This is a genomic window from Streptomyces sp. NPDC050704, from assembly GCF_040654355.1.
GTDB lineage: Bacteria > Actinomycetota > Actinomycetes > Streptomycetales > Streptomycetaceae > Streptomyces.
Map to the genome: position 1 here is coordinate 1 of NZ_JBFAHW010000195.1, position 12,073 is coordinate 12,073.

Below are 12,073 nucleotides of genomic sequence, written 5' to 3' on the forward strand. Positions count from 1 at the left end.
ATGCTCGTGGTCGGCGACGGCGCGATGGGCCTGTGGAGGGCGCTGGCGGAGGTGTTTCCGCAGGCCAGGCACCAGAGGTGTTGGGTTCACAAAACAAGGAACGTCTCGAACGCGCTGCCGAAGTCCGCGCAGCCCGGCGCGAAGAAAGCTCTGCAGGAGATCTACAACGCCGAGGACCGTGCGCACGCCGAGAAGGCGGTCACCGCGTTCGAGAAGGCATACGGGGCGAAGTTTCCCAAGGCCGTCAAGAAGATCACCGGCGAGGTCGACGAGCTGCTGGCGTTCTACGACTTTCCCGCCGAGCACTGGATCCACTTGCGTACGACGAATCCGATCGAGTCGACCTTCTCTACCGTCAAGCTCCGCACCAAGGTCACCCGCGGCGCCGGCAGCCCGGCCGCGGCCCTCGCGATGGTCTTCAAACTCGTTGAGTCCGCCCAGGCCCGCTGGCGCGCGATCACCGCACCCCACCTCGTTGCCCTCGTCCGCGCCGGGGCCCGCTTCGAAGGCGGTCACCTGGCCGAACGCCGCGAAGAGATCGCCGTATGAACCAGCCGCCCACCCTGGCGGCGTCGCTTCCAACGCCCGGCAAGGTGATCGTCCTCACCGGCCCGCCCGGCGCGGGAAAGAACACAGTGCGCGTTTGCCGGCCGACCGGCTGTCGCCGAGCGTCCACCTGCACTCCGACGACTACCCAGGCTCCGATCCGATCCCTGGGCACCTGGGACGGCAACTGCCCACCCGTGCGTTCACATGCGGTCAGGCTCGGCGTTTCCACGACGGGGCGCGGCCCGCCAGTCCCAGAGCGCGGTCAAACAGCGGCGCAGTCGTAGGCACGCTGGCTTCGGGGCCGAATACCCTGTACTGCCTGGCCATCTCGGCCTTGCCGGCGATGTCCTCGTACAGCGCCGCCGCGAGTTCCTCATCCACGTTCAGCTTCTGCCCGGTCGCCACCGCCAGGTCCCAGCCGTGCAACAGCCACTCGCCCAGTACGATCCCACCGATGAAGTGGGCCGGCATCCGCCCGCTCCCAGTCAGCGCCGTCTCGCCGACCCATGCCTGCGGATCGCTCCAGACGGCGGCGGTCGCCGCGGACCGGGCGGCATACACCTCGACCCAATCCGGCTCCGCGGTGAAAACATGCCCCTCCGCCACCTCATCCGGCCGGGCTTGTGGAGACTGCTTCAGTCCCGCGGCCTGCCCCCGCAGGCCGGTAAAGAAGATCAGGTGATTCACCAGTGCCCCGACCTTCATCTCCGGGCAGGGTGTGCTTCCGCCGAACTCGTCCGGCCCGATCCCGCGCACGATGTCCACCGCCGCTTCCGAGGCCCGGGCCATCACCGTTCTCGTTTCCATGCCATCCCTTCCCCGCTTCCCAGCAGTCACGGTAGACAGGACGACGATGACGGGTATTGAACAAACGCGACAGCGTGCCATCCTCGACCCGCACACCGCGGCTGAGCGGTTCCGGCTCGACCACGCGCCGGCTCCCGCCGATTTGACCCCATTCGTGGACGGTTGCTGGATCCTCCACTGGGATCTGGCCGAACCACACCGGCAGCAAGTCCTCACCTACCCGGTGGTCCACCTGACCTTTACCACCGGCGGGCAGGCCCAGATCACAGGCATCGTCAGCGACACGTTCACCCGAGAGATCTCTGGCGCCGGCCGGGTACTTGGCCTGCGATTCCGACCCGGTGGCTTCCGCCCGTTCCTCACCGCCACGGTGTCCACCCTTACCGACCGAGTCCTGGACATCGAAGAGATCTTCGGCCCGGCGGCGCGGGCAGCAGCAGACGCCATCATCGCCGAACCCTTCGTGCCCACCGCGCTAGAACTGGCAGCCGCGCTCGTGCGCGGCTTCGGGCCCACTCCTGACCCTGCCATCGACAAAGCCGCCAGGCTTGTCGAAACGATCAGCACCGACCCTTCTGTTCTACGGGTGTCCCAGCTCACCGCGATCGCCGACATGAGCGCACGCCAGCTGCAGCGACTGTTCGCCGAGTACGTCGGCATCGGACCCAAGTGGGTGATCCGGCGAGCCCGCATTCAGGAAGCCGCCGCACGCGTGGCCACGGACCCGCAGGACTGGTCCGCTCTCGCTGCCGAACTCGGCTACGCCGATCAAGCACACTTCACCCGCGACTTCACCGCATCCATAGGTACCTCCCCGGCGCAGTACGCGAGTTCGGCACGACGCCGGAACGACTTCAGGCCGACGCGGCATGAGTAATTTCAACCGATCCACAAGTCTTGACAATTACCCCCCGGAGGGGTGCGACTACCGTTCGTACGACGGACCGGGCTCGATCTTCATTTCGTGGAAGGGGGATCCGAAGCCGCTCGGCGATGGAAGGACACTCGGCCTCCAGACTGCCAAGGACGGGTGGTGGGTCGGCGGCGACCGCTCAAGCGTCTATCTGCCAGGGGCCGATGCAGGTGACAGTGCCTGGGTGGAGATCGCGCACGGGGACAAGCCCGGAGAGGACGATCACGGCGCAGAGTGCGGCACCACCTCGGAGCGTGCGCCGGACAGGTACGTCCCTTCACCGATCACCGATCCGCGCCACGGCATCCAGACCAAGTGGTACTGGCACAGCAGTGACACAGTGACCGACCGCTGGATGCGCGCCTGCGCGGATGTGGGGTCCGGGACGGAGTACACCTCCTGGTACTCGGACCACTGACGGGACCCACGTGAAACCGAGGGGAGCGCCGGCAGACCCTGAGGGTGCTCGATCGAGCACCGTTCATCGACGTGCCCGGCGCCCGCAGTTGGCAGGCGTGCGTGCATCTGCGGCCGCACCTTCACTACCCGGGCCGGGGGCGAGCCTCGCAACGCTTGAGTACTGCGACGGCTTCTACAACAGTCGGCACATCCGAGTCACTCCTGACCAGCATCTGGCCGTCGAGCGGGTCGCCGGGTCACTAGGCCGCCGGGCGCTGGAACACCTCCCCGGCGGTGGTGAGTGTCATATACGCGATCCGGGGCAAGCGCCGCGGCCCAGCCTTCGTGCCGTTCGCGTCGCCGTACTGGCTATGCACCGGCGCGGGCCAGCGTCTCCAGGGGGCCGACCAGGATCTCGGAGAAGGCGAGCTCGGCGGCTCCGATGAGCACCGCGTCGTCGCCGAGTTCCCCCACTCGCAGCCGCAGGTTCTCGCGGGAGGCTGTGAGGGCAAGGCGGTTGATACGGCTGCGGATCTGGGCGGCCGAGCCGAGGAACACCTCGCGGAGCGTCCCGCCGAAGATGACCGTGCGCGGGTTGAACACATTGACCAGGTTGGCGACGCCGATGCCGAGCCAGTCGCCGACGTCGTGCAGGGCGGCGCGGGCGGTGATGTCGCCCCGGTCGGCTGCCTCAACGACGGCGCGTACGGCTTCCCGGCCGGTGGCCGACGGGTCGCGCTGCGCGGTCTCCAGCAGGGCGCGCTCGCCCGCCTCGGCTTCCAGGCAGCCGCGCGCCCCACAGCCGCAGGGCCTGCCATTTCGCGGGTTGACGACCATGTGCCCGATCTCGCCGCCGTATCCGCAGTCACCGCCCAGCAGTTGGCCACCGGTGATGACACCGCCGCCGATGCCGATGTCGCCATGCAGGTACACGAGGTCCTGGCAGCCGGTCCCGGCACCGCGCAGGTGCTCCGCGAGCGCACCGAGACTGGCCTCGTTGCCCACCGAGACGGGAAGGCCGAGGCCCAGCCGGCGCATGAGATCCTCGCCGAACTCCTCGTCCTCCCAGCCGAGGTGGGGGGCGGCGCGGACGAGGCCGTCGGGTCGGCGCACCATCCCGCGGACGGCGGCGGCCACGCCGACGCAGTAGGTGCCGAGCGGTGCCGTGCCCACCATGTCCAGCGCGGAGCCGGCGAGGACCTCGGCCACCTTGCCGGCGTCGCGATGGCCGGGAAGTACGGGGATCTCCCGGTGGTCGAGGAAGACCCCGCCCAGGCCGATGCGCGCGGCGGCCAGCCGGTCCACGCCCACGTCGAAGGCGAGGACGTACACGCGGTCGGACTCGGGCCGTACGACCAGGGACGGCCGGCCGGCCCTGCCGGTGTCACGGGGCAGTTCCTCACGGACCAGGCCGGCTGAGGCCAGTTCGCTGACCAGCCCCAGGATGGTGCTGCGATTGAGTCCCATGCGCTCGGCCAGGACCGCCCGCGAGGTGGAGCCGCCGATGTGTACGTGACGGAGCAGGGTGCCGAGGTTGTGCCGGCGAATCTCCTCCTGCGAGGGACCGGCTTTCATGGAGCCCCAGACCTCATCGTTGTACGGCCCGGCGACGGGACAGCGCATCCACGCCTGCGGCCACCAGCAGAACCGAACCCGTGACAGCGTACTTGACCCCTGAGCTGTACCCCATCAGGCCCATGCCGTTCTGGATGACCGCGACCACCATGCCGCCGAGCACCGCGTCAACGACCCGGCCCCGCCCGCCGAACAGGCTGGTCCCGCCGATCACGGCGGCGCCGACCGCCAGCAGCAGCACGTTGCTGCCGCCGGTGTTGGGGTCGACCGAGTTGCCCCGGGACGCGGCGATGATGCCGCCGACCGCGGCCAGGGACGAGCAGATGACGAACGCGGAGATCCGGATGGCCGCCACGTTGATGCCGGCCCGGCGCGCCGCCTCGGCGTTACCGCCCACCGCGTAGATGTGCAGGCCGAACGAGGTGCGCTGGAGCAGGAACGTACCGGCGACGAGCAGGACGGCGATGACCGGCACCACGATCGGCACGCCCTTGAGCGAGTCGACGATGACGTTGCGGCTGCGCTCCTGGTTGAGCAGGTGGACGGCGATCGCACCCAGCACCGCCAGGCCGCCGATCCTGACTGCGAGCAGGGAGAGCGGAGCGGGGGCGAGCGCGCGCTGCCGGCGATTGCGGTTCTTCCGGAGCTGGATCGCCGCGTACACCCCGACACTGACGGCGAGCAGTACCCAACCCAGCGCGGGGGAGAGGTTGTTGTTGGCGACGGCCAGGATCGTCTGGTCCCGGATGGAGATGTTGGTGCCTTCCTTCAGCAGCATCAGCACGATGCCCTGGAATCCGAGGAAGGCGGCCAGGGTGACCACGAAGGAGGGGATGCCGACCTTCGCCACCAGTACGCCGAGCAGCAGGCCGATGACCGAGCCCGTGAGAATCGCGGCGCCGGCCGCGCCGTACCAGGGCCATCCGTGGTCGGTGAGCAGGATGGCCAGGACAGCGGCGCAGACCCCGCTGGCGTACCCCGCGGACAGGTCGATCTCGCCGAGGAGGAGGACGAAGACCAGGCCCATGGCGATGGCGATGCTGCCCGCGCCCTGGGTCAGCAGGTTGGCGAAGTTCAGCTCGGACAGGAAGACCGGGCGCAGGGCGGCGAAGAACACGCACAGGACGACCAGGCCGAGTACGGCGGGGAGTGCGCCCAATTCGCCGCCCCGCACCCGTTCGACGTAGTTCCGGGCGACCGAGCGCAGACTCGCGGCACCGGCCGCTCCGTTCTTCTTCGGCGTACCGGGACCGCGCGGCAGCTCCGGCTTCTCGGGGGCGACTGCGGCGGTCATGCGGTGACTCCGTTGCTGTGGGCGAGGCCGAGGTCCCCGCTGCGGCCTGAGGTGATGAGTTCGACGACCTGGGAGTACGTCACGTCCGACGTGCTGACCTGGGCGGCCGTCCGGCCCAGGTAGAGGGCGGCGATCCGGTCGGACACCGCGAAGACGTCGTTCATGTTGTGCGAGATCAGGACCACGGCGAGACCGTTGTCGGCCAGCCGCCGGACCAGTTCGAGGACCTGTGCCGTCTGCGCGACACCGAGCGCGGCGGTCGGCTCGTCCAGGATGACGACCTTGCTGTTCCACAGCACGGCCTTGGCGATGGCCACGGTCTGCCGCTGGCCGCCGGAGAGACTGGAGACCTGCTGGCGGATGGACTTGACGGTGCGGACCGAAAGACCTTCGAGGGTCTGGGCGGCCATCTCCTCCATCGTCGCGTCGTCCAGGACGAGTCCCCGGCGCTTCTCGCGGCCGAGGAACATGTTCTGCACGATGTCGAGGTTGTCGCAGAGCGCCAGGTCCTGGTACACGATCTCGACGCCCAGGGCCGCCGCCTCGCGCGGGCTGTGCACCTGGACCCGCTCACCTTCGAACCAGTACTCGCCGCCGTCGAACGGGTGGATCCCTCCGATGCACTTGACCAAGGTGGACTTGCCCGCGCCGTTGTCTCCGACGAGGGCGGTCACCTCCCCCAGGTGGACGTCGAAGGACACGTCGTGCAGTACCTGCACGGCGCCGAAGCTCTTGTCGATCCCGCGCAGTCGAAGGATCGGGGTCGCTGTCATGGAAGACGGCTCCTTACGGTCGTGAGGTCGCGGGTCCCGGGGAGGCGGGGCCCCGGGCCCGCGGTCGGGCCGGCCGGACCAGAGGTAACAGTCCGGTCGGCCGGTCGGGGCTAGTTGATGCCGGCCTCGGTGCACAGGGCGGCGTACTTGCCCGTGCACAGCTCTGCCTTGGTGACGAAGCCGTCGTCCACGACGTCCTTGACGTTGTCCTTGTAGATGGCCACCGGCGTCTCCAGCACGGACGGGACCTTGCGCTTGCCCTCGGGGTCCTCGACGGTCGCGTTCGTCTCGCCCTTCTCGCCCTTGGCGAGGGAGATGGCGAGCCTGGCCGTGGCGTCGGCCTCCTTCTTGACCGCCTTGTAGACGGTCATGCACTGGTCGCCCGCGAGGATGTTCTGCAGGCCCTGGACGGTGGCGTCCTGGCCGGTGACCGGGACTTCGCCGTTGCGGTTCTGCTTGCGCAGGACGGCGATGGCCGCGTTGCCGAGACCGTCGTTGGCGGCGAGCACGCCGCCGATCTTGGGCTCGCTGGTGAGCATCTGCTCGAAGATGGTGCCGGCCTGGGCGTTGTCCCAGTCCGGGACGGACTGGTTCGGGCCCTTCACGTAGTCGCCCGACGTGTACTTCGGGTCGAGGACGCCGTTGTAGCCCTCGGCGAAGAGAGTGGCGTTGTTGTCCGTCGGGGAGCCGTTGAGCGTGGCGACGATGGGCTTCTTGGCCTTCATGTCGCTCAGGCACTTGCTGAGGCCCTCGCCCTGCAGCTTGCCGACCGCGGTGTTGTCGAAGCTCACGTAGTACTGGGCGGAGCCTCCGAGGGTGAGCCGGTCGTAGTCGATCGTGGCGACGCCCTGCGCCTTGGCCTTGTCCAGAACCGCCTTACCCGTGCCGCTGTCCAGGTTCACGATGACCAGGACGTTGACGCCGCTGGTGATCATCTGGTCCGCGATGGTCTGGAACTCCTGCTTGTCGCCCTGCGCGTTCTGGATGTCGTACTCGACGCCCGCCGCCTTGAACGCCTCGGAGAGGTACTTGCGGTCCGCGGTCTCCCAGCGGGCCGAGGACTTGCTGTCCGGGAGGATCACACCGATCTTCGGCTTGGCGTCGGAGCCGGAGTCACTGCCGCTCGACGAGTCGTCGCCACAGGCGGTGAGCGAGCTGGCCAGCGCCACCGAGGCGGCGGTAAGGAGGAGTCCCTTGCGCATGGGCAGGGTCCTTTCTGGTGTTACGGCCGGACGACCGGACGTACGAGGGTGGTGAGAAGGAAGGCGAGAAGCGCGCTCTCGGGGGAATTGCCGGGTGTCGGGTGATCCGCCCGGCTGAATGTTGTGAGCGGGAACTTACGGCGCTCCGGAACCCGTGCGCCAGAGTGCGGGAGGCGCTATTTGTCATCCGCCATAACAATTAGGTGACGCTGTCGCAATGCGGCGACCTCGCTGCCGCCTGTGCGCCATGAATCCGAAGAGAGCATGAGGCCGTGCGATGGTCGGCCGTGCGGTGGCCCATAGGGCCGCGTGGCGCGGGGTGTCCGCGCCGACTTGGGGTCAAGGGGGCGCAGGTTCAAATCCTGTCGTCCCGACCAGCTTTGATGCAGGTCGGAAGTGGTCGTGTCCCTTGCTGTGGTGTTGGGGATCAACTGGCGGGCGTGTTCGGAGTGTTGGGCAGCGCCGGGGCGCTTTCGCGTTAGATCTCGCCCATGCTGTCTTCGGGGAGGTAGCGGCGGGGGAAGGCGATCCATTCGTCGTGCTCTACCTTCCTTCCTGGGTTAGCCCCAGCCATTCGTGGGGTTGTGGTGCCCAGGGGAGCTGGGTGTGGCTGTCGTCGTGCTGCCGGTTGTGGCTCGAGATGCTTGGCCGCCCGGATCCCCACGACGACTCGGCCGCCGATACGAAAATCCCTCGTCGGTGCAGGTCAGCCCATCTCATGGGGATCCCTCGGGTTGGAGGCTGACCTGGAAGCCGAGGTGGTTGAGCTGACTGACGAGGCGACGGGTGGCGCGGGTTTTGCCGGTGCGTTCGAGGAAGTAGTCGCCGCCGAGGTCGGCGTACTCCTTGTCGTGGGTGAACATGTGCCAGATCGAGACGATGATCGAGTGCTGCAGGGCGACCAGGGCCCGGCGACGGCCGCGGTGGCCGACCAGGCGTCGGTAACGGGCCGCGAGACAGGTGTCCTTGGTCCGGCAGGCCGAGATCGCAGCCTGGCCGAGTACCCCCTTGAGCCACGGGTCGCCGGGCCGGGTCTTGCCGGATGGGCTCTTGCCCGCGGACTCGTAGTTGCCCGGACACGGTCCCGCCCAGGACGCCAGGTGGCCGGCGGAGGGGAAGCGGGAGATGTCCGCGCCGATCTCGGCGAAGATCACCTCGGCGGTGTGCGCGCTCACTCCGGGGATGGTGGCCAGCAGCTCGACCTGCCGCTGGAACGGTCGGATGTGTTCGGCGATCCGGGCGTTGAGGCGCTGTTCCATGACGATGGCCTCGTCGATCCGGTCCAGCATGGTCCGCGCCAGGAACGCGTGATGGTCGGTGAAATAGCCGGTCAGCGCCTCGACCAGCACCTCACGCCGGGTCCTGAGGTTCGGGGCGGCCAGCTCGGCCGGCACCTTCGGATCACGCGTGCCGCCGATCAGCGCCTCGAGCATCCGGCGCCCGGAAACCCCGAGGAAGTCGGACACCACCGAGGTGAGCTTGATCCCGCAGTCCTCCAACAGGTTCTGCACCCGCTGCGCCTCGCGGGCGCGTTCGCGCACCACATCGGTGCGATACCGGGTCAGGTCGCGCAGCTGCCGGATCGGCCGCGGTGGCACGAACGAGGGGCGCACCAGACCGTGTTCGACCAGCTCGGCGATCCACTCGGAGTCCTTCACGTCGGTCTTGCGGCCCGGCACGGCCTTCATGTGGCGGGCGTTGAGCAGCCAGCACTCGATGTCGTTCTCCAGCAGGTAGAACACCGGCTTCCAGTACGAGCCGGTGGCCTCCATTCCGACCACCGTGATTCCCTCAGCCAGCAGCCAGTCCCGCATCTCCAGCAGCCCCGAGGTCAGGGCCGGGAACGTACGGACCTCGCCGCGCCGCCGGGTCCCCTTGCCCCGGCCCGGCACCCGGATACACACCTTCACGTCCGCCTTGCTGATGTCGATCCCGGCGCAGCGTTCATAGACCACGTCCACGGCCGGCTCCTTCCACTCGCCACCCGATCCGGGCGTCCGGCGGGGACCCGAACGGCGAAAGAAGCTGATACGCGTGCTCGATGCAACACTTCCGAGCGCCTGACAAGCAGGTCCCCAGCGTCCTGCTGATTGACGGGCTCGGACACGCCAAGTGGCCACGACGTCGGCCGGACGTGCGCCCATTTTCCCGCCCTCGGGGCGAGGGCCGCAGGACCTCCGGCTTTCTGATTGGGAAGTGCGAATGTGTCGCTGTGTAGAGCAATGCCGGCGAGGTCGTCCGTGGTACGCAAGACAAGAACGACCTGAGGGAGTGCGATGAGCCGGATATCGGCGGGGACCCACTGCGGCGAGACCCACCACCACTGCCTGGTCCTGGATGCCGAGGGTGACACGCTGCTGTCGCGCCGGGTGGCCAACGACGAGCCCGAGTTGCTGGAGTTGATCGGCGACGTTCTCGACATCGCCAATGGTGGCTGTGTGACCTGGGCGATGGACATGACGGGTGGTGAGCCCGCCCTGTTGATCGCCCACGGTCAGGAACTCGTCTACATCCCTGGTGTCGTAGTGAACCGGGCCACCGACAGTTACCGTGGCGAGGGCAAGAGCGACGCCCGGGACGCGAAGGTGATCGCCGACCAGGCCCGCATGCGCCGGGACCTGCTGCCGATCCGCCCCGGTGACGAGGCCGTCATCGAACTGCGGCTTCTGACCGAGCATCGTTCCGACTTGGTCGAGGACCGAACCTGCACGCTCAACCGACTCAAGTCCCTGTTGAACAGCATGTTCCCGGCCCTGGAACGGGCCCTCGACATGGGAACCGTCGGCGCCTTGGTTCTGCTGACGGGATATCAGGGGGCGGTAAGTGAGGCTGTGTCTGTTTCGCGCTCGCGCCTTGATGCCTGCGCCGCCAGTAGGACCAGGCCAAGTCGTGCCGGAGTCGCTCGGTGTGCGGGGGCTGCGGCTGGATGAGGACCAGCAGGCGCCAGATCTCGTAGGCGGTAAGCCGGATGAGGCGGGGGTTATTGCTGGGACGCTGACACCTCCCCCTCTTGGGGGCGCCGGCGCGGTGACCGACTCCTCGACGAGGATGCGCCGACGCCTGCTGCGGTGCCGAGAGGCCGCGGTCAGCAGCGGGAACCTTGATGTCAGGTGATATGCTATAGAGGAGATCAGTTGCGTATCCGCCGTGGTGGACCGCCAGATTGTCAGCCTTTCCGCCCGCGTCCTGAGAGAGATGCGATGACGAGCAACAACACGTCCCCGGGCGCCGCAGGTCTCGGGATCTGGGGAAATCTCGGGGTCTGGATCGCATTTGGTTCTGCCTTCGGCGTCGTCATCGGGGGTTTTTTTGACAACGTCGGTCTCGGTGTCGCGCTAGGTGCGGGCCTGGGTGTAGTCGTCGGCTCCGTCTTCATCGCGCGAAGGAATGCCCGCGGCGAATCCCGCGGCGAATCCTGAGCGTCGCGCCCGAGTACGGGCTGCGGGGTCGTTTCGCGCTTTCGCCTGGACCAGACGGCCTGATCGCGGGGTTGCGGTGCGTCTCTGGGCTGGGGTTTCCGTGGAGTTCGGAAGCCGGAGGGGCTCTGGAGTGCAGATCCAGTGATCTTTTTGGAATGTAGTGATCGGCGTGGGATTTCTTTATCGCTGCGTGGTTCAGGTGGATTGGTCTGTGCTGGTCAGGGGGCTGGCGGGCCGTGTCTGAAGTGGTGGCGGCAGGGTCAGGGCCTGGCTTTCCGGAGCGCTGGCCAGGGCTGACCGAGCTGTGTCGGCCCGTGACGAGGAAGCCGTTCTTCGACGTACCGACGACGCGGGTCGGTCCCGGTCAAGAAGCGGGACTGGGAAGGTGCTCAGCCGAGTTGGGGCCAGCCCGGCGCCGGTGGTCTCGTTCGTGCCGTTTCCCGGTGGGATGTCAGTGCCCGCTCATGGTCTTTCCGTCATGACATCCGCGATGCCCAAACGGTCGGTCAGTGAACTCCCGGGCGATCCCGTCCGTCATCACCTCCACTATGGTCACGGACGTCCCGCGGTGGCGTACGACTCCGAGGACACCCTGGAACCCTGGCACGTCGCGGTCACTTACGGGACGGCGGGTGAGGAGGAGTGGGAAGACGAAGAAGAAGGGGGCGGCCACGCTCCGGCTGCGGGCTCCGAGATCGGGCACCTCATCCTGTGGAGGCTGCGTGACTACACCGGCGAGAACCGGTGGGAGGCGGCGGACGCCGAATCCGGCGATCTTGAGGTAGTTGTCTCGGCCGTTCCGGACGCACGGGGTACAGCGCCGCGTTCGAGAAAGCGGTCACACATCCCGTCGGCGATCTGCTGATCCTCGACCGCGTCAGCCTCGACAAGGCGTGGAGAGGTTTGGGACTGGGGCCGGCGCTGGCCGTCGAGGCGATCCGCCGTCTGTCCGGGGGCTGTTGCGCGGTAGCGGTGGTTCCCGGCATGGGTGAGTACCCCGAAGACCGCGAGCAGGTCACCGAGGCCTATCGGCTCCAGGCGAAGAAGAGGTCGTGTCCCTCGTCGTGGTGTTGAGGATCAACTGGTGGGCGTGTTCGGGGTGTTGGGTAGCGCGGGGGCGCTTTCGGGGAGTTCGTGGTAGA

At 67.9% G+C, this 12,073-nt stretch carries 11 protein-coding genes and 1 pseudogene; 6 read left to right on the plus strand and 6 right to left on the minus strand.

Annotated features, from left to right (window positions below):
* Positions 1-549, plus strand: a 549-nt coding sequence (locus AB0I18_RS49690) for a transposase (protein WP_363112472.1), incomplete at its 5' end; no start/stop codon positions are given.
* A 210-nt stretch (positions 550-759) separates the two neighbouring features.
* On the opposite strand, the gene AB0I18_RS49695 is transcribed toward AB0I18_RS49690, so the two are convergent.
* Positions 760-1,356, minus strand: a complete 597-nt coding sequence (locus tag AB0I18_RS49695) for a TIGR03086 family metal-binding protein (protein ID WP_363112473.1) — start codon at positions 1,354-1,356, stop codon at positions 760-762.
* Between the two features lie 46 nt (positions 1,357-1,402).
* Here AB0I18_RS49695 and AB0I18_RS49700 point away from each other — a divergent pair, with 46 nt between their 5' ends.
* Both AB0I18_RS49700 and AB0I18_RS49705 read left to right on the plus strand, forming a co-directional pair.
* Complete coding sequence (locus tag AB0I18_RS49700; RefSeq protein ID WP_363112474.1) at positions 1,403-2,233, plus strand: AraC family transcriptional regulator; 831 nt, start codon at positions 1,403-1,405, stop codon at positions 2,231-2,233.
* A gap of 220 nt (positions 2,234-2,453) precedes the next feature.
* The gene (locus AB0I18_RS49705; RefSeq protein ID WP_363112475.1) at positions 2,454-2,687 is read left to right on the plus strand and encodes a hypothetical protein; all 234 of its coding nucleotides are present in this window, start codon (positions 2,454-2,456) and stop codon (positions 2,685-2,687) included.
* 350 nt (positions 2,688-3,037) lie between these two features.
* Here AB0I18_RS49705 and AB0I18_RS49710 read toward each other — a convergent pair whose 3' ends face one another.
* The 5 genes from AB0I18_RS49710 to AB0I18_RS49730 form a co-directional block, all read right to left on the minus strand.
* Complete coding sequence (locus AB0I18_RS49710) at positions 3,038-4,243, minus strand: ROK family transcriptional regulator (RefSeq protein ID WP_363112476.1); 1,206 nt, start codon at positions 4,241-4,243, stop codon at positions 3,038-3,040.
* A gap of 13 nt (positions 4,244-4,256) precedes the next feature.
* Entirely contained in the window at positions 4,257-5,537 is a 1,281-nt protein-coding gene (locus AB0I18_RS49715) for an ABC transporter permease (RefSeq protein ID WP_363112477.1), read from the minus strand.
* A complete protein-coding gene (locus AB0I18_RS49720; protein WP_363112478.1) occupies positions 5,534-6,310 on the minus strand; it encodes an ATP-binding cassette domain-containing protein in 777 nt (258 codons plus the stop codon). Before AB0I18_RS49720 ends, AB0I18_RS49715 begins: the two co-directional genes overlap by 4 nt.
* Before the next feature lie 110 nt (positions 6,311-6,420).
* A complete protein-coding gene (locus AB0I18_RS49725; protein ID WP_363112479.1) occupies positions 6,421-7,512 on the minus strand; it encodes a substrate-binding domain-containing protein in 1,092 nt (363 codons plus the stop codon).
* A 716-nt stretch (positions 7,513-8,228) separates the two neighbouring features.
* Positions 8,229-9,473: an IS110 family transposase gene (locus tag AB0I18_RS49730; protein ID WP_363112480.1), complete on the minus strand. Its 1,245-nt coding sequence runs from the start codon at positions 9,471-9,473 to the stop codon at positions 8,229-8,231.
* A gap of 315 nt (positions 9,474-9,788) precedes the next feature.
* On the opposite strand from AB0I18_RS49730, the pseudogene AB0I18_RS49735 reads away from it, so the two are divergent.
* The 3 genes and pseudogenes from AB0I18_RS49735 to AB0I18_RS49745 form a co-directional block, all read left to right on the plus strand.
* Positions 9,789-10,325, plus strand: a pseudogene (locus AB0I18_RS49735) (IS110 family transposase); the annotation flags it as partial.
* A gap of 387 nt (positions 10,326-10,712) precedes the next feature.
* Entirely contained in the window at positions 10,713-10,931 is a 219-nt protein-coding gene (locus AB0I18_RS49740) for a hypothetical protein (RefSeq protein ID WP_363112481.1), read from the plus strand.
* Between the two features lie 568 nt (positions 10,932-11,499).
* A complete protein-coding gene (locus tag AB0I18_RS49745) occupies positions 11,500-11,796 on the plus strand; it encodes a hypothetical protein (protein WP_363112482.1) in 297 nt (98 codons plus the stop codon).
* The last annotated feature ends 277 nt before the right edge of the window (positions 11,797-12,073 follow it).